Here is a 21,779-nt window from a genome sequence, read left to right as displayed (position 1 = left end):
TATTTTGAATTAGTATGCAACAAACGTCTTAATTATTTCTTAAAATAACAAACAATTTTTACCTTATTTTTTTAAACATTATTAACAAAACTTTAATTTAAACCTTAAAAATATAACTATATTTATAATTTAACAGTATTTTTATTTCAAAATTTAAATTATTTGTTACAGAAACCGATTTTAAATGTTAAAGAAATTAACATTTGAAAACGCATTTAATTAAAGCCGTAAAAAATCCAAATTACTTTTGTTTAGTTCATTAAAATGAGTTGTTTTTTTGATTTTTTGATAATTCCAACCTCAACAAGAAAAAACATTCCCTTTTGTATTATTTTATCAAAAATATCCAAACAGACGATAACTTTTGAGTAAGAATTACTAGCACAAAATTTAAAACAAAATCATAATAGATCGCCTAAATAATTTTGAATCAATAGCAAATTTGTTCTTAATTTTATATTCATAAAATCTTAGGTCCAAAGGAAATCAGTAATATGAACTTTAATTTGAAACTAATTTAGTTTCTCCTTTTAATCTTTCACAGATTTTTTTTATATTGAGCTTTTAAAATCAAAATATGCTTCAGAAAAATTTTTCAGGATATGTTTTCGAAACCGGAACAGACGAAGCCGGTCGTGGTTGTCTGGCCGGGCCTGTTACTGCTGCAGCTGTAATTTTACCTGCCAACTTTGAAAATTCATTTTTAAATGACAGTAAGCAGTTATCCGAAAAAACAAGAGAGCTTTTAAAGCCTGTCATTGAGGAAAAAGCCATTTGTTTTGCCGTAACCCATTTACATCCGGATGAAATTGATGAAATAAACATTCTGAATGCTTCGATGAAAGGAATGCAGGAATGCATCTTGAAATTAAAACAGCAGCCTGAATTTATAATTGTAGATGGCAATCGGTTATTGAATGCAAAATTGGGACTAAAAAATACGTATGGAAAGCAATTTTCTCCAACCGAAATAGAATTACTAAAATCAATTCCGAATCAAAGTATAATAAAAGGGGACAGCAAATTTTTAAGTATTGCGGCGGCTTCTGTTCTGGCAAAAACATATCGGGATGAATTCATGAACGAAATACATAAAGAATTCCCGATGTACAACTGGAAACAAAATAAAGGATATCCGACCAAAGAACATCGTGAAGCCATTAGAAAATATGGTCCTACAAAATACCACCGAATGAGTTTCAGACTTTTATCGGAACAATTGGAATTAGATTTTCTCGAACAATAACAAGAGGCTTATCAATTTGACAAGCCTTTAGTTCTTTAATTATTTTACTAAAACTGAAATTTGTAACCAAAGTCCGGCGAAAATCCAATTTAATCTTTTTGATTTACACTATTGGTGAGTCGATTATATTCTTATCGGGTGCATTACTTTGTCATTTGAAACACCAGATCCTGATAGACTTGGGCATTTCCTTTCTGCAAATATTTTAATTCTGGAGCTCCTCCCATAGCAAGAACAGGCGTAAGTGCAAAAATCTCATTATGCAAAAGACTGCCCTTTACAGAGATTGCCTGTTTAAAAAGTTCTTCTCTAAGCCACTCTTTTCGATCTTCTTCATTTATCAAAAAGTCCTCAAAAAAAAATTCCATATCCCATGCCAATGTTTCAATTTTTCGATATTGAATATCAATTATACAAATATCTTCATCAGTCTCTGTCAATTTTCGATAATAAAATAATTCTCCAAATCCGCTTATTGCAAAAGGAACATAATTCAAAACTTGTTTTCCTAACCAGATCCAAAGGCTAGCTTCATAATCTTTAGGATTAATTAACTCAATAATCCCTTCATTGTATTTTCCTAAACCAGTAGTTCTCCAAATTTCAATTAACAAATCCGGAACTTTATTTTTATACTCTTTTATAATTTCTTCTGAAGGAAAAATGCAGTTGGATGAAGGTTGATAGCGATTTTTAAATTTTTCTAACATATCGTATTTTTTAATATTTTAATTAAAATTAAGAAGTACACATTGATAATAATTCAATTAATTAAAAGTAAATTCTTTAAAATTGAACTTTTATAATCGTTTTTAAGTTTAAAAAAAAATGTATTATTAGGTAAATTTAATTTTAAATTCTGTCAATTAAATCATTATAAATAACGATTTTATTATTGCCAAAAAAGAATAATTAGAATCCGAATCAATTCGAATCGATTGCAATATGGATTTGTATTGGGCAGTTCATGCAGGGGAAAATAGACAATTTTATATAAAATGGCGTGTTATTAGTTGTTTTAAAACTGAAATTTGTAACCAAAATCAGGCGAAAATCCAATCTGGTCTTTTTGGTTTACACTATTGGTGAGTCGATTATATTCTTTAATGAAAATGTTGGTATTATTGGTAACATTCTGCAAATCGATATAAAACTGATGAAACCTTTTTTTCTTTTTGCTGTTGAATTTAATTCCAAACTTTACATCGCATCTCAGGTAAGGATCATACTGCTGGCTAAAGGCATTAGCATCATCCCTAATTTCATAACCAGCAGTACTAGACGCAGCCAAATCAACCGGTGTATAATATCGCCCTCCGGCTGTAGTAAACTTGGTATCAATTGAAAATACATTCTTTTTAGCTTTTCCGATTTTAAATTCTTTTCCTCCCAGAATATTTATTACATAACTATTATTAAAAAGTGAATTTCGCTCTATCCCATCGCTGCCTTCATATTTGCTTTCGAAAAGTGATGTGGTGAACAAACCATAAAAACCTTCACTAAAGAATTTCTCAACAGTAAATTCGATTCCCTGATTATGACCTTTTCCATTACTTATCAAAGATGTCTTATCAATTGAATAACCGAAATCCGCGCCTTCAGTTAATGAAGAATAACTGCTTGGGAAAGACTCAACTGCTGCCTTATCAATTTGCTGGTAATACAACTCAAATTTTCCCCTCCATTTATTAGCCAGCCTTACATCATAACCCAAAACATAGTGCTGGCTCTGTACTAAATCTAAATTTTTATTCGTCTGAACCCTGTTTCCATTTAGATTTTCACTTAAAAATAAAATTGGGACAGGTACACTTTGATGATGCAGTCCATAACCAAAACTTACAGTATTTCTTGGATTTATAGCATATGATAAAGCAGTTCTTGGTTCAAAAACAAATTGTTCATTAATTGAAAAATATTGCGCATGAATACCACCGTTAAAAGTTAATTTTTCCGTTAATCGAAATTGTCCTTGGGCAAATGGCTGTACAATATTATAATTCCCATCATTATCAATTAACTGAATCAAATCAGCATAGCCATCACCATCATTGTCCTGTTGCCTGTCCCTGCTTGCCAAATCTGCATTAAGCGTGTAATTTTCAAATAATAAACCTGCTCTTATTGTTGTCTTCTTATTCAGTTTTGAATTGAACAGAGTAGAAAAAGTGATCCTGCTTTCGGAATTGTCTATATCCGAAAATCTCAGTTTATTTTCCGTTGGTGTATCGTAATTATAATAACGGTCATTTTTATAGCTGTTTCCGGAATCTGCAAATCCAATAATTGTTTTTAAAGTAGAATTACTTCCAATATCCAAGTTGTGTTTTAATCCGACTGATCCAAATGAAGATGTTACGAAACTATCTTCGTCCTGAGCTGCAAAAGGATCTTCTTTGTCTATTTTTTCGCCTAAAAAATCAATGTTTGAAGTGCCATAAATTCCAAAAACAGAAAAATTGCCTAACTTGCTTTTTCCAAAATCCACATTAAAACTAATATCGCTATAATTAGGCTGCGCATCAGTTCCTGCCAATCCCAGAACTCCAACAAACCCATATCTGGCAGCTGCTACAAACGAGCCTCCTTTTTTTCCGAGCGGTCCTTCTGCCATAAATTCAAGTCCCGGATAAGCCCCGGCACTGATCATAAATTCATAATCATCCGGATTTCCTTTACGGAATCCCAAATCAAAAACTCCGGCAATTGCATTACCGTATTCGGCAGGAAACGCTGAAGTCAAGAAATCAGAATTGGATAAAAGATTAGGATTTAAGGCCGAAACAGGTCCTCCGGTAGTTCCTAAAGTCGAAAAGTGGTTTGGGCTTGGAACAGGCATACCTTCAATACGCCATAACATTCCAGCGGGTGAATTTCCTCGCACTACAATATCATTACGGCTATCATCTCCGGTAGAAACTCCTGCAAAATTTGAGACTAAACGGGCGACATCACTTCGGCCTCCCGCAAATCGTGTTACCTCTTCTGTCGTGAATTGTTTTGTAGAAACCAATGCCATCTTATTAATTGCTTTGGCTTTATTAGAACCAGATGTGACTACAATTTCATCAAGTGTATTAAATTGCTCTGTCAGTGAAATCGTAAGCAGGTTGTCTTTTCCTGTAGTAATATCGAGATCCGAAGCAGAGGTACTTTCATAACCCACAAAACTAATACTCAGACTTTGTCTTCCAAGAGGAATCTCTACTAATTTAAAATTACCTTCCTCATCAGATACGGTCTTTTTTTTATCATCCCCTATCAATGTAATAATGGCTCCAGAAATTGGTTTTTCAGACTGTTTATCAATTATTTTTCCCCTGACAGCCCCGGTTTGTGCATTGGCAATCAGTCCAGAGAGACTTAAAATCATCAACAATATTTTTTTCATTTTTACTTTGCTTTTACGATTATTAAGAGCAAATGTAAATAGGTGAATATTCTTAAAAATTGATTTAAGTTAAGATTTACTGTTTAAAGTCAGGCGTGTTCTTATCCTGCTTAAACTCTCCGGTTTTACACCCAGATAACTGGCAATATGTTTAAGCGAAACCCTTTCAACTACTTTTGGGCAATATTTTATAAATCGAAGATATCTTTCCTCAGGTGATAATAAAGTCATCGCCATATTTCTTCCTGTGAGTCCTTTTATGGTTCTTTCCATCATAATCCGCAAAAAATTATTAAAGACCGGATATTCTGAAACGAGTTTATCAAAATCGTGTTTGTATGCTAAATATACAACACAATCTTCCAAAGCTTCAATATTTAATAACGATGGTTTACCGTATAAAAAACTTTCAAAATCAGAATACCAGTCATTTTCAAAGAAAAAATTGCCTGTCGATTCTACCCCATCAACCAAATAATAGTAACGAATACACCCTTCTTCAATAAAAACTCCAAAATTGCAAACATCTCCTTCTACCAGAAGATGTTCGTTTTTTTTGATCGTTTTAAACTTAAGTATACTTTTAAAAGCCACACTTTCGGTTTCATTAAACTCCATTAATCGTGATAAATCGATAATTACATTTTGCATGATTTAATGGTTTTAAAAATATTTAATTTTAGATTCCTAAAAACAGATAACTAAAACTATATAAAAAAATTGCGTTAAAATACTATTATACAGAAATGTAACAAAAATAATCACATTAATCTTTTTTATTAAAAAGCAACTGAATCTGGTTTTTCCATTCCTCAATGCTTTCATCACTAGCCCTGTCTGCCTTATCAAAATAAAAATGCTTCTGAATAGCCAAACCTGAATATTTAAAAATTCCGGTATCTGAAGTTAGTGCCAAAGCTTTATCCATTCCAATTGCCCCATATTCTTCATTTGATTTTCCGTGAGAATTGATTATTACAGCAGATTTTCCTTTTAGCAATCCTTTCTGGATTCCCTGATCGTATCTGTACGCAAAACCGTAACTAAAAACCCTATCAATATAACCTTTCATAATTGCCGGCATTCCAGTCCACCAAATTGGATAAATAAAAATGATGCGATCTGCCCAGGTAATAAAACCCTGCTCTGTTTTTACATCATCTGCAACCTGACTGACTCTTTGTCCGTTCATATCCTCTAAAGATAAAATCGGATTGAAGTTGATGGCATTTAGATCCCGAACAATAAATTCTTCTCCTGATTTTTCAAGACTTTCAACAACTGTTTGTTTGAAGAAATGATTTAAACTTGACGGATTTGGGTGTGCGTAAATAACTACATTTTTCATGTTTTCTATTTTTTTAAGATTGAACATGACAAATGTAGAATGCAGGATTTGGTTACAATTGTAAGAAAACGAAAACCAATTTTAATCTGCTTTTGAAATACAGATATCGCTTTGAAACTTTAAAAACTTAGTCGGCGAAATATTCATATAATAGTTAAAGTCATGAATCAACTGACTTTGATCGTAATAACCACATTGATCAACGATTGAAAGCCAATCGGTTTTTAAATTGTTTGAACTATTTTTCTGAATTCCCTCAACCGCTTTTAAAAAACGTTCGTAACGACTGATTTCCTTAACGGTATAACCGAAAAACTTTTTTTGATTGAGCTGAATATTACGTTCAGTTTGATTGGTTTGAGATGCTATAACTTTTATGGGATTTAAATTTTCATTTTTAAAATCGGCTAAAAGTGTTGTGATGGTATTTTGTTCCCGTAAATAAGGTTTACAGAACTCCAATATATAATTGACACGTTCTTTTGTATGTGCTATATTTCTTAATTCTTCCCATAAAATGGTAAAACAATTTTCAGGAATCAAAGCATCCGGATGAATTGGTAAAGAACAGGTTAAAAGTGTATTTCCAAAAAATCTATAAAAAGCATCTTCTTTAAAATTAGCCACCAAAATCTCAGAATCGGGGTTTAAAGTATAATCGAAAGCTTGTTTTATTGGTCCCAAAACAAGGCATTTCCCTACTTCTACAATAGTATTTTGCTGTGATTTTAAAGATAATTTTTTACCAAAATTAAAAACTAAAATGGTTTGAAAACTCGGTATTAATGTTTTCGTTATAGGCGAATCGGTTTTGTTTTCTGCAAAATAGAAATGAGAAAAAACAGTTTCAAATGCTGAAGGAACCGCAATTTTATAATTGTTATTTTCTTCAGCCTTTTTCATACTCATCAATTTTAGAAGTTCATTTTAAATAAATTCAGCTTCAAACAATTGGGTCAAATGTTTTACTATTTTAGATTTTACTTCTTCTTCATCCACTTTTTCTACGCCTAATTCTACATTTAAAGACGTAACTGCTTTTCCGCGAATACCACACGGAATGATATTATCGAAATAACCTAAATCAACATTTACATTCAAAGCAAAACCATGCATAGTAACCCAACGTGAAGCACGAACGCCCATCGCACAGATTTTACGTGCAAACGGAGTTCCAACACCCAGCCAGACCCCGGTTTCTCCATCGCTTCGACCGCATTCCAGTCCGTATTCGTTTAAAGTCAGAATAATAGATTCTTCCAGAAAACGTAAATATTTATGAATATCGGTAAAGAAATTTTCAAGATCCAGAATCGGATAGCCTACAATTTGTCCGGGTCCATGATACGTAATATCACCGCCACGATTAATTTTATAGAAGGTTGCTCCTTTGGCTTCGAGCTGTTTTTCGTTTAATAGCAAGTTTTCTAAATCACCGCTTTTACCTAAAGTATAAACATGCGGATGTTCTACAAACAGCAAGTAATTTGGTGTCTCCAGTTCAAGTTCTTCTCTTCTGTTTTTTATTTTTAAGTCGACTATATCCTTAAAAAGTTCTTCCTGGTATTCCCATGCCGATTTATAATCTTTACTTCCTAAATCCTGAAGTTGAATTTTTTTATTCATTTTTATTATTTTTCAAACTCTACTTCAAAGTTGAGTTTATCCGGGTTGTCCATGTAATCAGTGAACGTGTGCTGAATGGTGATTGTTTTGCGATCCTCGCTAAATAACGCATTAGGATTGGATACTTTTTTGATTTTTTTCGGGAAATGATATTTCAAAATATAATTAGATGAGGCGAAAATCATTTTGGACATATCCGGAGCAGTGTCGTTTGCTTTTTCTGCCAATTTTTGGGTATCAATGACTGCTTTTCGTGTAAATTTCTTTCCATCGTATGTGTAGTTCAGTTTGGTATTATTATTCCCAAACCCTTCGCCAAACGCAGTTGCAGCTGCACTTCCTGTTCCTTTTTCTAATTTTTGAAGTGTGCTTAAAGTTTGTAATATATCCTGCAATTCATTAACATTTTTAAAATCTGTTGACAGCGTCATTAGAAACTCTTTTTTCTCTGCATTCATTTTAGTGCTCACTACAAAATTTTCCAGTTTTTTAAGTTCCTTCTGGGCTTCGGGAGATAATTTTGTAATACTGTCTTTTTTTTCTTCAAATAATTGTTTGAAGGTAAAAGTAGAATCGATATTTTTTTTAGCGTCGGCTCCCATTTGATCTCCAAGCTGATCGCCAGCCATTGCCATCAATGAGGAGCCGTCCATATCTACAGAGAATTTTCCTGTTCCGTTATCGTTTACATAAATGTTTTCAGTAAAGGTGCAACTCGTTAGTATTGCTATTAAAAAAGAAAAACTAAGTAACTTATATAATTTCATAATGGGTAATTTTTTATCAAAGATACGAAGTCTATTTCTAAAAGTTTAATTGTTGAAATCGTTTAATCGTTTAATTGAACCCTGGTGTTTTAGAATTGCACGCAGATTAAGCGGATTTATTCATTTTATTTTTCAACGGATTAAAATCTGTCATTTTTTTACACTTCAATAAAAAAGTCTAATAAAAACAAAAACATCTGACCTAGCCCCGATTGACGAGAAAATCCTTTTTTATTTTTCTTTAAAATAAAAAAGATTGAAACAAAAGCGGGACAAAACGTGATTGAAATACGATAAACTACTGCTACAAAAAATCTAAAACCTGCATTCTAAAATCTACATTCTTTTCTTTATCTTTGCACACTTAAAAAAGAGCACAAAATGGCATTATCAGAACAAGAAATCATCAGAAGAGAAAAACTTCAAAACTTACGCAACTTAGGAATCAATCCTTATCCGGCTAATCTTTTTCCTGTAAATCATACTTCGAAGCAGGTTAAGGAATCTTTCGAGGAAGGTAAGAAGGTTATTGTTGCCGGGCGTTTGATGAGTGTTCGTGATCAGGGAAAAGCTTGTTTTGCCGAATTGCAGGATAGCGAAGGGCGTTTGCAATTGTATGTGAATCGGGATGTTTTGTGTGTGGGTGAAGATAAAACATTGTACAATACTGTTTTTAAAAAACTAACTGATTTAGGGGATTTTATTGGTATTGAAGGAGAATTGTTTACTACTAAAGTAGGTGCACAATGTATTCGTGTTGACGGATTTACTTTTTTGAGTAAAACTTTGCGTCCGTTGCCTTTACCTAAAGTAGATGAAGACGGAAAAGTACACGATGCTTTTAACGATCCTGAACTACGTTACAGAATGCGTTATGTTGATTTGACGGTTAATCAACACGTTAAAGATACTTTTATCAAACGTACTAAGTTATTTACTGCAATGCGTGGCTACTTTAACGATGCCGGTTATTTGGAGGTTGAAACTCCGGTTTTACAACCAATTCCGGGTGGTGCTGCGGCAAGACCTTTTATCACGCATCATAATTCGCTTGATATTCCGCTTTATATGCGTATTGCAAACGAATTGTATTTAAAAAGATTGATTGTTGGTGGTTTTGAAGGTGTTTATGAATTCTCTAAAAACTTTAGAAATGAAGGAATGGACAGAACGCATAATCCTGAATTTACCGCTATGGAAATATATGTGGCCTACAAAGACTACAACTGGATGATGGAATTTGCTGAAGGTTTGCTGGAGCATTGTGCTATTGCAGTAAACGGAACAAGTGACGTTACGTTTGGTGAGCATAAAATCAACTTTAAAGCGCCTTATACCCGTGTTACCATGACGGATTCTATCAAACATTTTACAGGTTTTGATATTTCGGGTAAAACGGAAGAGGAATTATTTGACGCAGCCAGAGGAATGGGAATTGACGTTGATAAAACAATGGGTAAAGGAAAATTGATTGATGAAATTTTTGGAGCAAAATGCGAAGGAAATTATATTCAGCCAACTTTTATTACGGATTATCCTAAAGAAATGTCGCCTTTGTGTAAAGAACACCGTGACAATCCTGAACTTACAGAGCGTTTTGAATTAATGGTTTGTGGTAAGGAAATTGCAAACGCTTATTCTGAATTGAATGACCCAATTGATCAGCGTGAGCGTTTTGAAGACCAAATGCGTCTGGCTGAAAAAGGTGATGATGAAGCAAACGGCGTTATCGACGAAGACTTTTTAAGAGCTTTGGAATACGGAATGCCTCCAACATCCGGAATGGGAATTGGTATGGACCGTTTGATTATGTATCTGACTAATAATGCTTCTATTCAGGAAGTATTGTTGTTCCCGCAAATGCGTCCTGAGAAAAAACAAGCTCAGATTGAATTATCTGATGAAGAGAAATTTATCGTAGATTTATTGAAAGAAAATGAAAATAAAATGGATTTAACGCAATTAAAAATTACTGCGAATTTAAGCGGTAAAAAATGGGATGCGTCCATGAAAAATTTATCTAAACACGGTTTGACTAAGGTTGCTGTTGAAGGCGAGTTTAAGATGGTTGAATTGGTTGGGTAATGAATTCCACAATAAAACAATAAAAAAGAGCTTCGATTTGAAGCTCTTTTTTATTGTTTTTGTTTTTCTAAATAAATAACCAATTCATCAACATTCGTAAAAGGATTTAAATTAAAAACCTCAACCCCTTCATTATTATCTATTACGGATAATCTGGCTCTTTCTGCATTTGATTTCCCAGCAGCCATTTTATCTTTTAGAATTGAATAATGTTTAAAGTTATTTTTTTCATAACTTTCCATTCCTGTACATTTCTTTAGTTCTTTTTCTAGTTCTGCTTCTGAAGCAAAAGCTTTTGTTGAATTTTTGTAGTGAAACAGGAACCACAATTCAAAACAAATGCTTGAAAAAACCACTTTTATATTTTTATCTTTTGCTAATTTAAAAGCTTCATCTCTTTTTGTTTGATTATCATGATCAAAAACTACAAAAATCTCCTCAAAACCTTCACGTCTAGCTTTTTTTATTGCTTCTTCAACAACTCCTTTGCAGTCAACTTTGTTGCTTTGGAAAACATTTACCGCAATAGTTTTTGGCAAACCTAAATCTTCTTTTAAAGCATTAAAATAATTTTTCTCTGTTAATCCTTCACAAAGAATTAAAACTCTAGAATTGAAATTTCTAATTTTAAAATTATTTTTGGATCTCTTGGTCATGATTATGAATTTATAAATTCAATTAATTCATGTCTAAAAGTTTCCTTTGCAATATTTGGAACCGCACCTAATCTTCCTTCAATGTACCATTTCTCAAAATTACCCTCTCGAATTCCTTTTATATCGGAAACAGTATATAGTTCCGTTTCTCCCCTTGAATTTTTTTCCACTAAATTGATTTGATCTCTTCGTAAATTATTTTCAGGACTTAATAAAGTGGTATCATGGGTCGCAAAAATAAATTGTGCTCCGTTTTTATTAACATCTGGATCATTGAATAAACCTAAAATATATTGAGCTATTTCGGGATGTAAACTTCTTTCAAATTCATCAGCTACTATAGCACATCCATATTTTAAAGCCATAAAAATTAAAGGAGAAAAAGAAATAGCTCGTTGTGTTCCCGAAGATTCGTCAGAAAAATCGAACTCAACCCTTTCATGTTTATCGTTCAAATGAATTGTTTTTATTATTCCATCCCTCTCTTCAAAATCAACAACTTTTGTATCCAACTTTTGTATTAAAGACTTTGATAAACTTAAAATTAAATTTTCATTCTCAAAACCACTAAAAAGATGTTTATTTGCTGTTTTATTAAATTTCTCTGAATGAAAAAGGTCTGTTGTAAATATAAGTAAAGAAGAGAATTTTTGATAAACGTTTTTCGCAATTTCAATATTTTCAATTGCTGCCTTACTCAAAAACAATTGGTTTTCTGTAGTTCTCTGTTTTATTGTTTCGAAAATACCTTCATAACCGTTTCCTTTAAAAAACTCTTGCCTACTCCTTTCAAAAACTTTAACCCTTCCCCCTTTAGGATAAAAAAAAAGAGATTCACTTATTACTTCTTTTTGATAAACTTTAATAGAATAAGTATACAAAATATTTTCAATTAAAATATCAATTGAAAAACTGGATGGTTCCCACATATTTTTTTCGCATAACCTAAATGGGTCAAATAATTTTATAGTATCGTTTGGCTTATTATCCGTAGAAATTCTAACAAAATTTTTAAATTCATGAAGAGCCATTATAATATTACTCTTCCCACTTGCATTTGGGCCATAAATGGCTGCAGAAGTCAATGCATAATGATCTTTATTTTTAATTGCATCGGAATTTGTCTTCTTGATTACGTTCACTGGATTTTTTAAATCACTAGGGACCATAGACAATTCAACCATTTCATTAATTGATCGAAAATTTGATACTCTAAAGTTTAACAACATCACTTAAGGGCTTAATTTGTATATATTATACAAATATAGACTTTAATTGGGTTTAAAGCATTAAATAAGCGTTTAATTTTATGAAATATTTAAAACGAATACTTCTCCAATTTTTTCCCTTCAATATCCAAAACCTTTGTACTTTCTTTAGGAACTTCATCTTTCCATTTTTCCTGAACAGATGGATTTGACGGATATTTACCATTCTTCATTTTTATAAGATGAAGTTTTCCTCCAGTCTCAACTATAAGATCGTAGAATCTCTCAGTTGATGTTGTTGCTACATAAATTGGGAAATCGGTTATGGTGAAAGAATTAATTAAGCTTCCGTCATTATTAAGAATATAACCTGAACATCCTCCACTTCCACAGAAATAAGAGTTTGAGAAACCAACGAAATATTCGTCTTTTTTATCATTATTCAGGTCGAACGAATCGTAATAAAAGAATCTGTCTTCTTTTGTCATGGCTGGTAAATCTTTTTTCAGTAAAAGATTTAACTGCTTCCGGATCAGTTCAACAGTTTTATCATCTTTTGGAGGTGCAGCGCTTACATCTGCTGTTCCTACAACTGTTTTTGACAATGTATCTTCGGCAATCGTTTTAATTATATTGGATTCCGTTTTTTCTTTATTTTGGCATCCACAAAGTATCAGAACTGTCAATGCAATTAAAAATGTACTCTTCATAATTTTACTTTTTTATAATTCGCAACTTAAATTTACAGATAATAAAACTCAAAAACTATAATTTTCTAAACTAACAATGCGGCTTTGTTCTCAATATTATTCTCTGTCAATAAGGATTTTATATTATTAAAAGTGATCATAGCAATCTGTGTTAAGGCTTCGTTGGTAAAAAAGGCCTGATGCGCCGTAACCAGAACATTCGGAAAGCTCATTAAACGCTGAATCGCATCATCCTGAATGATATCTGCAGATAAATCCCTGAAGAACAACTTTTCTTCCTGTTCGTAAACATCGATTCCTAAATATCCTATTTTTCCTTTTTTAAGACCTTCGATCACGCAGGCAGTTCCGATTAATCCTCCTCTGCTGGTGTTTATAATCATAACATGATCTTTCATCGAACCAATCGCTTTTTCGTTGATAAGGTGTTTGGTTTGCTCGTTTAATGGGCAATGAAGCGAGATAATATCGCTTGTTTTGAAAATTTCTTCCAGAGAAACAAATTCGACTCCGTCTTTTTCCATTTCCGAATTTGTAACAATATCGTATGCCAGGACTTTGCAACCAAAACCTAAAACGATTTTAGCAAAAGCTTTCCCAATATTTCCCGTACCGATAATTCCGATTGTTTTTCCAAATAAGTCAAAACCTAATAAACCGTTTAGGGAAAAGTTTTGTTCGCGAACCCGATTGTAAGCCTTATGTGTTTTTCGGTTTAAGGTTAAAATCATTGCCATTGCATGTTCTGCAACCGCCTGAGGCGAATATGCCGGAACGCGACAAACTTTAATATTATATTTTTTAGCAGCTTCTAAATCGACATTATTAAAGCCTGCACAACGCAAAGCAATAATTTTTACGTTCTTTTCTGCCAATTGTTTGATGACAGCTTCGTTGACTACATCATTTACAAATACACAAACAATCGAGGCATTTTCGATTAGAATTACGGTTTGTGAATTCAGCTGAGTTTCAAAGAAATGCAATTCGAAACCAAAACCGCTATTATATTTATTAAAAAATGTTTTATCGTATTGCTGGGTTGAGAAAAAGGATATTTTAGGCATAATTGAGATTTTTAAAAGGCAGAAAGTATTATTAATTTTTCTTTTTGTATTGAAAATTTCCTTTTGGTAAATAATACAACCAGGAAAAACCAATCAAAAATAACACAAAAGACGCTATAAATGCGGGAATTAAAATTTCCTTATTATTATCCAAAGCATTGTTTAAGGCAGCATATAACAACCATATTTGAATACTTACATTTAAGATTAAAATAAAGATAAGTGTTGATAAAATAACATTTAATTTATTGGGGTTAGCACTATTTTGACTTCTTCTAAAAGTACTCATAATTTAGTTTTTATGGATTTAACTTAATGCTTCTTCATGAAAAGCTTTTACATAAATTTCATTTTCTTTAAAAAAAACCGTCAATTGTGGTAAAGCTCTGGGTGGTGGCCCTGCCAAAACCTCGCCTGTCATTGCATCAAAAGAACCTTCATGGCAAGGGCAGTGAATTATTCCGGATCCCGGCTTGTAAAATACCGAACAGGAAAGATGCGTACACTTTTGCTCATAAGCCTTGAATTCGCCATTTTCCAGATGTATCAAAATATACGGAATTGTACTGCCTTCAATCACAAACCCCCTTGTTCCGCCTATTGGAATTTCATTTTTATTACAAATAAAATGGTCGCCTTGTACTTCTTCCTTTGGTAACAGATAAGCTTTTGCAGCTACCAAACCACTTCCCACCATTAATCCGCCGGAAACTAAAGTCAAAAATTTAGCAAAATCCCGACGACTGACCTGAGTTGCCTGTTGTTTTTCATATGGAAAATCTTTCTTCCAGTTTTCTTTTAAATTATCTTCTTTAGACATGAATTGCTATTTAAAATATTCTTAATTCATTGCTTCCTTTTGGCATCATTATATTCACCTTTGTGTTTATAATTTCCTCACCAAAAAGAAACGTATTTACGGGTGTACTATTGGGACGCATTTCTTCAATTTGTTCTCTGGTACCGTAAAACAAGGCTCCGCTTGGGCAAACTGTAGCACACATTGGTTTTTTGCCCACACTGGTTCTGTCGAAACACATTGTACATTTCATCATTAAATCATAGTTTTCCATTTTTTTCGGAACTCCAAAAGGACAAGCCATTACACAATTAGAACAACCTATACATCGTTCCGTATTTGCAGTATGTACAATTCCGAATTCGTCCTGCGAGATAGCATCCGCCGGGCAAACATTCGCACAAACCGGATCATCGCAATGCATACAAACCTGAACTGTAGTTTGAATTGTGGTGGAACGTTCTACATAATTAACATGAATCATTGACTCCTGGCCATTGGTTTCACATTCTGCACAAGCCATTTCGCAGGCTTTACAGCCAATACAGCGTTGCATATCTACAAAAAATTCTTCGTTTTTAAAATTGACCAAATTCATCTTTTGTTTTTTTATAGATTAAACACTTGCATACGCTTTTGATTCACTTGACGGATCCGCAATTTTTCCTAAAGGTTCTAACTGACAGGCACAGACTTTAAATTCCGGAATTTTAGAAATCGGATCTAAAGTTCCGGGCGTTAATTGATTTGCTGATTTTTTTCCGGGCCAGTGATAAGGTATAAAAACAGTGTCTTTTCGAATGGTTTCTACAATATTCGCCGGAAAGATGCCTTCGCCTCTTCGGGTAAAAACGCGAATCAATTCTCTTTGGCTGATATTGTATTTTGCTGCTAATTCCGGATGGATTTCAACCAAAGGTTCCGGAAACTGATCAATTAGTTTTCCGATTCTTCGTGTTTGTGTACCACTTAAATATTGTGAAACAACACGTCCTGTGGTGAGTATAATTGGATATTCATTATCTGTGATTTCTCCAGGAAGTTTATAAGGGGCCGGATTAAAATGTGCTTTTTTATCAGGAGTTTCAAATTTTTTATCTTCCCATAATCTGGGAGTTCCCGGGTGGTCTTCGGTTGGGCACGGCCAAAAAATGCCCATATTATCTTCAATTCTTTTATAGGTTATTCCGTTATAGTCAGCAGTTCCTCCTTTCGAAGCAATTCGAAGTTCATTAAAAATAGATTCACTGTCAGGATATGTAAATTTATCTTCTTCGCCTAATCGTCTGGCTAATTCCAATAAAATTGAGGTGTCTGTTCTGGCATCTCCCGGAGGGGTAACTGCCTGTCTAATTCTGATTACACGACCTTCTGCTGAAGTTGTAGTTCCTTCTTCTTCTTCCTGTAATGAGCCTGCCAATACAATATCTGCATGTCTTGCTGTTTCATTTAAAAAGAAATCAATACACACGTAAAACTCTAATTTTTCTAATGCCGAGCGGACATAATTGTTATTGGGAAGCGACACTAAAGGATTAAAGCAAATTGAAATTAATCCTTTTATTTCGTCACGATGAATGGCTTCGATAATCTCATAAGCTGTGAGTCCTTTATGAGGCATATCTTCTTCTTTGATTCCCCAAACGTCAGCGATGTATTTTCGATGTTCCATATTTTCGATGTCGCGATTTCCAGGTAACTGGTCGCATTTGTGTCCGTGTTCACGACCTCCCTGACCATTTCCCTGTCCGGTAATAGTTCCGTAGCCGCAATATGGTTTTCCTATTCGACCCGTAGCCAAAACCAAATTAATACAGCCCAAAACATTATCAACGCCTTTTGAATGATGCTCAATTCCGCGGGCATGCAGCAAATAACTTGTCTTTGCTTTTCCCCATAATTCGGCTGCTGCTTTTATTTTTTCCTTATCAATTCCTGTAATTTCTTCTGCCCATTCTAAAGTATACTCTTTTACCGCATCAATTGTTTCCTGAAATCCCGAAGTATAATTATCAATGAAATCATGATCAAGCATGTCATTGTCAACCAGATATTTTAACATAGCACCATACAAAGCCGAATCTGTTCCTGGTTTTACATCTAAATGAATATCGGCTGTACGAGCTAAGGGAATCACTCGTGGATCAATAACAATTAGTTTTGCACCACGATCTCTGGCTTTCCAAATCCAATGTGTGAGGGTTGGAAAAGTTTCGCTAATATTGGCTCCCGCTACAATAATTACCTCAGCATACTCTAAATCTTCATACGTATTAGAAGCCCGGTCCAGGCCAAATGCTTTTTTATTTCCGGCACCGGCACTTACCATGCAAAGCCTTCCGTTGTAATCCAAATTCCTTGTTTTTAAAGCTACTCTGGCAAATTTTCCGACCAGATAACTTTTTTCATTGGTTAACGAAACTCCGGACAACATTGAAAAAGCATGTTTTCCATATTTTTCCTGAATCTTTTTTATTTCGTTTACTGTTTTATCCATAGCTGTATCCCATGAAACCGACTGAAAACCTTTTCCTTCTACTCTCTCTATTGGTGATAAAAGACGATCGGGATGATTATTTTGCAAATAGCGCTGTACTCCTTTAGGGCAAAGGCGCCCTTCGTTAAACGGAAATTCCATCCAGGGTTCAAATCCTACCACTTTATTATCCTTAACCAATAACTGAATCCCGCATTGCATACCGCAAAAACAACAATGGGTTTTTACAACAGCATCCGGTTCATCACGTCCTATGTATCCATCTTTGGGAACATAATTTAAATGTGGTCCAAAATCTTCTATTATTTTTTCTGTCGAAACAGGTAATTTTGCCATTTTTTTTTAGTTTTCAGTTCCGGTTTTCAGTCCCGGTTTTAGTTGTAAACCGGGACTAAAAACTGATACTATTTTTTATCCAAATAGGTTTCCACCTTCTAATCGGGCTTTTAAATGTGCTTGTGCCAGTCGGGAACGTTTCCCTTCAGGGCTTAAATCAAGATGTGAGGTTCCGTCTTTTCTATCAAAATTAAAACCTAATTCTTTTGTAACTTCTTTTAAATCATCAATATGTAATTGCGTTGCAAACTCTTCTCCAGTATGTTCACAAACAGCCATACCCCTTTTTAGTCCTTCTTTTTTGTATATATGTGCACCAATTTGTGCCGGTCTTTGAATAATGTGAAAAAATTTCCCAAACGGAATCCATATTAAAAACATTATAACTGTCACAGCATGGATAACCGCCAGAAAATCAAAAGCAAAACCTTTCATAAACTGATACGAATAGGTTAAACAAAGTCCTGTCACGGAGATAGCAATTAATAAAATAAGAGGCAGTAAATCGCCTTCAAAAGTTTGTGTTGCAATTAAACCCGGGTTTGTTAAACGGCGTCTTAAATAATAGACTGACCCTATAATTACCAGCCATGAAGACCAATTTAAAGCATGAAATGTTAAAAAAGCAAGTACAGAACCCAGTTTAAAATCAAATATTTTAAAACAAAAAAAATGAGCTTCATAAACCGAAATTGAATCTGGCGCCAAAGTAAAATGGATCCAGCCAAATGTAAGCGGAAAAGTAATGGCAAAAGCAGATAAACAACCTATGGCAATACAAAAATGAGCCAGCCATCTGAATTTCCCTCTTGGATATATGAATTTTTGAAAAGCAATATTTTCTACAGATTCCCTGCCTAAAAACCATAAATGCGAGAAAAATTTCCCTGAAAAGAAAAACTGAAAACCTCTTTTAAAATACATCCATGTAGGAGGTCGCTGCAGCCAGACCGAATAACGATACACAATTCCGAAGAAAGCAAAAACTGTCCCAAATAAATAGGTTATCAAAGCCGCATCAAAATTTTGCAGCTTTCTGGAGCCATAAAAAACGCTGGCAATCATCAAAACTGAAAAAGCTGCTGCAATTAATAAAGCTTTTGTATTTAAGGTCGTACTTTTCATTTTACTTAAATTAATTATTCTTTTCTGTCCATATCTTTAGCCATATGAGGCAATTTTTCTTTTGTCATTTTTACAACTACACGATGCATCCATATCAAACAGATAAGTGATAATACGAAAATAAACATCCATGAACTAGTCCAAAAACCGGTAATTGAAAGCAAATAACCAAAAACAATTGGCCCAACAAAACCTCCCAAACCACCAAGCATACCAACCATTCCTCCAATAACTCCCACTTCATTTGGGAAATAATCGGGTATGTGTTTGTAAACAGCGGCAGAACCAATTCCCCAACAGGTACCTATTAAAATCACTAATACTAAATATACCCACATATTGGCTTCAAAATGAATTTGTGTAATTCCTTCTGCCAATAATTCCTTTTTTTGTACTTTTTGATTTTCAGCAACTACAACTTCCTGCCATGATTTTTTAGAGGGAAAAAATTGACTCGGCTGCGTTACCTCATCTTTTTCCATAATAGGATATTGTCTATCACCAATGGTTACTTTATCTGATGAAACCTGAGTTACGGTTCCTGCTTTGCTGGCCATTAATCCACTTCCGGTCGTAGTGATATCCATTTTAGGAAACAGCAATAAAAAACTTAATACCACCGAAATAGAAAGCACCCAGTACATTACTTTTCTGGCACCAAATTTATCCGATAAAAATCCTCCAACGGCACGAACTATTCCAGCAGGTAAACTAAAACATGTGGTAAACAAACCACCCACAATTAAAGTTGTATGATACACATTCATGAAGTTGGGCAATAACCATTGGGAAAAAGTTACAAAAGAGCCAAATAATAAAAAATAATAGGTTCCGAAACGCCAAACGCGAACGCTTTTTAGTGGCTGCAGCAATTGCTTCACTGTTTTTGGCTCAGTACTGACTTTTTTAGTTTTAGAAAATATTAAAAAAACAATTCCCATTAACAATAATACTGATCCGTAAATTATTGGCAACCATTTCCAGCCATTTTCAGGATCTGTTTCTGAAAAATTACTTAGTAATGTAGGGGCTAAAAATGGCGTTATCGATGCCCCGGCAGTTCCCATTCCAAATATTCCCAACGCACGTCCCTGCCATTCTTTTGGATACCAAATTGATGTATACGCCACTCCAACCGCAAAGCTGGTTCCAACCATTCCGAAAAGAAAACTTAGAAAGGCAAACATCCAGAAATTGGTTGCAAAAGGCAATAAAAATAACGGAATTGAGGCTAAAACAAGTAAGGCTGAATACACAATTCTTCCTCCAAATTTGTCTGTTAAAATTCCCATTGGGAGTCTCATTATTGAGCCTGTAAGTACCGGAATTCCCAACAGCCATCCAATCTGTACTACATCCCAATCAAATATTTCACGATCAACCAGAAAAGTAACCAAAACACCATTGAGTGTCCAACAGGCAAAGCAAACAGCAAATGCCAAAGTGTTTAAAAATAAAATGCGATGGGATAATGAATTTTGAGACATAAGAATGTTTTATATTGTTTACCTGCTTATAATCACAAAATTGTAATTCTCTATTTTAGAGATTTTTAAAGTTAAAGAAAAATACGCCAGGTAAAACATTAATAATTAAGTTTTTAATAAAGAATCATCTATTACATAAAAATCTAATGATGTTAAATAATTTTATTTTTTTAAAGCAAATATTCCGGAGCTGAACGAAACCATCCCCCACGCCCAATTATTGGTATTGGAAGCATCAGCAACATTTTTTATTCTTTCTAAAGTTCTGGAAGCAAACATCTGGGAATATCCTGCCGAAACTACAATGTCTTTTTGAACTGTATAACCTAATGTAAAATCGAGTTCTATAGCTAAATAACGGTCCATTTTTTTATTGGAAGCATCTAAAACCGTATTTGGCGCATTGAAAACATGGGGAGTTAAAGTAAACTGCCATTTTTTGGACGAATAATTTAACTTGAGATAAGCATCCTGCAATCCCACACTATTTTGGTGATTCCCAACATAAAAATAATCCATCCAGCCATTAAAAGCATGATTAGTTCCAAAAACAGGACTGAATGATTTGATTGCTAAACTAGTATCATCCTGATCTTTACCCGAAAGGAACTCATATCCTAAAGCAACTTTAAAGGCATCCGTAAAAGCATAACCAAAATTTACTCCTGCATACCAGGCACTAACATTTTTATTGGTATTTTTTCCTGTTTGCCCGTACAAGCCTAAATCAATATCCCACTTTTTATCTTTAAAACTAAGGTAAGTCCCAAAAGTCTGCTTGTAATTAACTTCTGGATTACCTGATTTTTTTTCAAATTCATAACCTGTATTCAACACTAAAAAGCTGATATTCATTTTACCAAATGGGGTATGATACCAGGCATATTGCATTGACTTATAATTAGTGCTGTATGACGTTTTAGGGTCCAACAAATTTTCAGCATTTGCATTTAACGCAACTCCTAAGTCCAGTTGATGTTTTTTTGAATGAAAAGAAAACACGACAGCATCATGACTTTGCCCTTGCTGTGCCCAGTCAATTTCTCCAAAAATACGTTGATTATCATAGGAAATCACCTGACGGCCAAAGCGTGCTAACCAATTAGGGCTAAGATCATATTGTCCCCAGGCCTGAAAGACTGCTATTCCGTTCTTATCAGCTGTCGCAGTAGTTGTCACATCACCCCAAGTGCGGATGTTTTGCAAAGTCAGCTTTAATTTTAATTTCTCCTGTTTGAAATTGAAATTCAATCTGGAACGCTGTGTGACAAATGAAGTTGCATTTTCTCCATTTGGCATAGGACTTTTAAAACCGTTTCGGTATTCATAACGAGGTCTAAATTGTAAATTGGCATCTAATTCCTGGGCATAAGTTATCGTGCTTACTATTGTAATGAATGTAAAGCCAATTGTTTTTAGTGCTTTCAT

Annotated in this window: 20 protein-coding genes; 2 read left to right on the top strand and 18 right to left on the bottom strand. The window is 33.9% G+C overall.

Annotated features, from left to right (window positions below; translation table 11 throughout):
- Window positions 1-577 precede the first annotated feature (577 nt).
- Complete coding sequence (locus J2W48_RS20965) at window positions 578-1,246, top strand: ribonuclease HII (RefSeq protein WP_310283942.1); 669 nt, start codon at window positions 578-580, stop codon at window positions 1,244-1,246.
- Window positions 1,247-1,389: 143 nt separating this feature from the next.
- Here J2W48_RS20965 and J2W48_RS20960 read toward each other — a convergent pair whose 3' ends face one another.
- The 7 genes from J2W48_RS20960 to J2W48_RS20930 all read right to left on the bottom strand — a co-directional run bounded on the left by J2W48_RS20960 (window position 1,390) and on the right by J2W48_RS20930 (window position 8,381).
- Window positions 1,390-1,956, bottom strand: a complete 567-nt coding sequence (locus J2W48_RS20960) for a T6SS immunity protein Tdi1 domain-containing protein (RefSeq protein WP_310283940.1) — start codon at window positions 1,954-1,956, stop codon at window positions 1,390-1,392.
- Between the two features lie 308 nt (window positions 1,957-2,264).
- Window positions 2,265-4,640 (bottom strand): TonB-dependent receptor, encoded by a 2,376-nt coding sequence (locus J2W48_RS20955; RefSeq protein ID WP_310283937.1) that lies wholly within the window; start codon window positions 4,638-4,640, stop codon window positions 2,265-2,267.
- Between the two features lie 69 nt (window positions 4,641-4,709).
- Window positions 4,710-5,291, bottom strand: coding sequence for a Crp/Fnr family transcriptional regulator (locus J2W48_RS20950; protein ID WP_310283935.1), 582 nt, complete (start codon window positions 5,289-5,291; stop codon window positions 4,710-4,712).
- Window positions 5,292-5,406: 115 nt separating this feature from the next.
- Complete coding sequence (locus tag J2W48_RS20945) at window positions 5,407-5,988, bottom strand: NAD(P)H-dependent oxidoreductase (RefSeq protein ID WP_310283934.1); 582 nt, start codon at window positions 5,986-5,988, stop codon at window positions 5,407-5,409.
- Window positions 5,989-6,069: 81 nt separating this feature from the next.
- Window positions 6,070-6,891 (bottom strand): DUF6597 domain-containing transcriptional factor, encoded by an 822-nt coding sequence (locus J2W48_RS20940; RefSeq protein WP_310283932.1) that lies wholly within the window; start codon window positions 6,889-6,891, stop codon window positions 6,070-6,072.
- 24 nt (window positions 6,892-6,915) lie between these two features.
- On the bottom strand, window positions 6,916-7,614 hold the full coding sequence (gene lipB / locus J2W48_RS20935) for a lipoyl(octanoyl) transferase LipB (RefSeq protein WP_310283931.1): 699 nt from the start codon (window positions 7,612-7,614) through the stop codon (window positions 6,916-6,918).
- 5 nt (window positions 7,615-7,619) lie between these two features.
- A complete protein-coding gene (locus J2W48_RS20930) occupies window positions 7,620-8,381 on the bottom strand; it encodes a hypothetical protein (RefSeq protein ID WP_310283930.1) in 762 nt (253 codons plus the stop codon).
- 381 nt (window positions 8,382-8,762) lie between these two features.
- Between J2W48_RS20930 and lysS the strand changes: the two genes are divergently transcribed.
- Entirely contained in the window at window positions 8,763-10,466 is a 1,704-nt protein-coding gene (lysS, locus tag J2W48_RS20925; RefSeq protein ID WP_310283929.1) for a lysine--tRNA ligase, read from the top strand.
- 50 nt (window positions 10,467-10,516) lie between these two features.
- On the opposite strand, the gene J2W48_RS20920 is transcribed toward lysS, so the two are convergent.
- The 11 genes from J2W48_RS20920 to J2W48_RS20870 all read right to left on the bottom strand — a co-directional run bounded on the left by J2W48_RS20920 (window position 10,517) and on the right by J2W48_RS20870 (window position 21,779).
- Window positions 10,517-11,122, bottom strand: coding sequence for an RloB family protein (locus tag J2W48_RS20920; protein ID WP_310283927.1), 606 nt, complete (start codon window positions 11,120-11,122; stop codon window positions 10,517-10,519).
- Between the two features lie 2 nt (window positions 11,123-11,124).
- Window positions 11,125-12,291 (bottom strand): AAA family ATPase, encoded by a 1,167-nt coding sequence (locus J2W48_RS20915; protein WP_310283926.1) that lies wholly within the window; start codon window positions 12,289-12,291, stop codon window positions 11,125-11,127.
- A 149-nt stretch (window positions 12,292-12,440) separates the two neighbouring features.
- Window positions 12,441-13,040, bottom strand: a complete 600-nt coding sequence (locus tag J2W48_RS20910; RefSeq protein ID WP_310283925.1) for a hypothetical protein — start codon at window positions 13,038-13,040, stop codon at window positions 12,441-12,443.
- A gap of 65 nt (window positions 13,041-13,105) precedes the next feature.
- Window positions 13,106-14,107 carry a 2-hydroxyacid dehydrogenase gene (locus J2W48_RS20905; RefSeq protein ID WP_310283923.1) on the bottom strand — a complete coding sequence of 334 codons (1,002 nt, stop codon included), beginning with the start codon at window positions 14,105-14,107 and terminating at the stop codon, window positions 13,106-13,108.
- A gap of 31 nt (window positions 14,108-14,138) precedes the next feature.
- Window positions 14,139-14,396, bottom strand: coding sequence for a DUF6755 family protein (locus tag J2W48_RS20900; RefSeq protein WP_310283921.1), 258 nt, complete (start codon window positions 14,394-14,396; stop codon window positions 14,139-14,141).
- 18 nt (window positions 14,397-14,414) lie between these two features.
- Window positions 14,415-14,927, bottom strand: coding sequence for a Rieske (2Fe-2S) protein (locus J2W48_RS20895; RefSeq protein WP_310283920.1), 513 nt, complete (start codon window positions 14,925-14,927; stop codon window positions 14,415-14,417).
- 10 nt (window positions 14,928-14,937) lie between these two features.
- The gene (locus J2W48_RS20890; protein WP_310283919.1) at window positions 14,938-15,504 is read right to left on the bottom strand and encodes a 4Fe-4S dicluster domain-containing protein; all 567 of its coding nucleotides are present in this window, start codon (window positions 15,502-15,504) and stop codon (window positions 14,938-14,940) included.
- 18 nt (window positions 15,505-15,522) lie between these two features.
- A complete protein-coding gene (locus tag J2W48_RS20885; protein ID WP_310283917.1) occupies window positions 15,523-17,739 on the bottom strand; it encodes a molybdopterin oxidoreductase family protein in 2,217 nt (738 codons plus the stop codon).
- Between the two features lie 75 nt (window positions 17,740-17,814).
- On the bottom strand, window positions 17,815-18,864 hold the full coding sequence (locus J2W48_RS20880; protein WP_310283915.1) for an MFS transporter: 1,050 nt from the start codon (window positions 18,862-18,864) through the stop codon (window positions 17,815-17,817).
- Window positions 18,865-18,878: 14 nt separating this feature from the next.
- The gene (locus J2W48_RS20875) at window positions 18,879-20,351 is read right to left on the bottom strand and encodes an MFS transporter (RefSeq protein ID WP_310283913.1); all 1,473 of its coding nucleotides are present in this window, start codon (window positions 20,349-20,351) and stop codon (window positions 18,879-18,881) included.
- Window positions 20,352-20,513: 162 nt separating this feature from the next.
- Window positions 20,514-21,779 (bottom strand): alginate export family protein, encoded by a 1,266-nt coding sequence (locus J2W48_RS20870; protein ID WP_310283911.1) that lies wholly within the window; start codon window positions 21,777-21,779, stop codon window positions 20,514-20,516.

Source organism: Flavobacterium piscis (assembly GCF_031457575.1).
Classification (GTDB): Bacteria; Bacteroidota; Bacteroidia; order Flavobacteriales; family Flavobacteriaceae; genus Flavobacterium; species Flavobacterium piscis_A.
Note: the sequence above shows the minus strand (reverse complement) of the source record. Positions and strands in the feature narration are given on the sequence as shown.

Excerpts from the sequence above, each read along its gene's own strand:
- J2W48_RS20945 (WP_310283934.1), bottom strand. The coding sequence starts at position 5,988 with ATGAAAAATGTAGTTATTTACGCACACCCAAATCCGTCAAGTTTAAAT.
- J2W48_RS20960 (WP_310283940.1), bottom strand. The coding sequence starts at position 1,956 with ATGTTAGAAAAATTTAAAAATCGCTATCAACCTTCATCCAACTGCATT.
- J2W48_RS20950 (WP_310283935.1), bottom strand. The coding sequence starts at position 5,291 with ATGCAAAATGTAATTATCGATTTATCACGATTAATGGAGTTTAATGAA.
- J2W48_RS20880 (WP_310283915.1), bottom strand. The coding sequence starts at position 18,864 with ATGAAAAGTACGACCTTAAATACAAAAGCTTTATTAATTGCAGCAGCT.
- J2W48_RS20905 (WP_310283923.1), bottom strand. The coding sequence starts at position 14,107 with ATGCCTAAAATATCCTTTTTCTCAACCCAGCAATACGATAAAACATTT.
- J2W48_RS20955 (WP_310283937.1), bottom strand. The coding sequence starts at position 4,640 with ATGAAAAAAATATTGTTGATGATTTTAAGTCTCTCTGGACTGATTGCC.
- J2W48_RS20885 (WP_310283917.1), bottom strand. The coding sequence starts at position 17,739 with ATGGCAAAATTACCTGTTTCGACAGAAAAAATAATAGAAGATTTTGGA.
- J2W48_RS20870 (WP_310283911.1), bottom strand. The coding sequence starts at position 21,779 with ATGAAAGCACTAAAAACAATTGGCTTTACATTCATTACAATAGTAAGC.
- J2W48_RS20920 (WP_310283927.1), bottom strand. The coding sequence starts at position 11,122 with ATGACCAAGAGATCCAAAAATAATTTTAAAATTAGAAATTTCAATTCT.
- J2W48_RS20910 (WP_310283925.1), bottom strand. The coding sequence starts at position 13,040 with ATGAAGAGTACATTTTTAATTGCATTGACAGTTCTGATACTTTGTGGA.
- J2W48_RS20875 (WP_310283913.1), bottom strand. The coding sequence starts at position 20,351 with ATGTCTCAAAATTCATTATCCCATCGCATTTTATTTTTAAACACTTTG.
- J2W48_RS20890 (WP_310283919.1), bottom strand. The coding sequence starts at position 15,504 with ATGAATTTGGTCAATTTTAAAAACGAAGAATTTTTTGTAGATATGCAA.
- lysS (WP_310283929.1), top strand. The coding sequence starts at position 8,763 with ATGGCATTATCAGAACAAGAAATCATCAGAAGAGAAAAACTTCAAAAC.
- J2W48_RS20965 (WP_310283942.1), top strand. The coding sequence starts at position 578 with ATGCTTCAGAAAAATTTTTCAGGATATGTTTTCGAAACCGGAACAGAC.
- J2W48_RS20930 (WP_310283930.1), bottom strand. The coding sequence starts at position 8,381 with ATGAAATTATATAAGTTACTTAGTTTTTCTTTTTTAATAGCAATACTA.
- J2W48_RS20895 (WP_310283920.1), bottom strand. The coding sequence starts at position 14,927 with ATGTCTAAAGAAGATAATTTAAAAGAAAACTGGAAGAAAGATTTTCCA.
- J2W48_RS20900 (WP_310283921.1), bottom strand. The coding sequence starts at position 14,396 with ATGAGTACTTTTAGAAGAAGTCAAAATAGTGCTAACCCCAATAAATTA.
- J2W48_RS20940 (WP_310283932.1), bottom strand. The coding sequence starts at position 6,891 with ATGAAAAAGGCTGAAGAAAATAACAATTATAAAATTGCGGTTCCTTCA.
- J2W48_RS20915 (WP_310283926.1), bottom strand. The coding sequence starts at position 12,291 with ATGGTCCCTAGTGATTTAAAAAATCCAGTGAACGTAATCAAGAAGACA.
- lipB (WP_310283931.1), bottom strand. The coding sequence starts at position 7,614 with ATGAATAAAAAAATTCAACTTCAGGATTTAGGAAGTAAAGATTATAAA.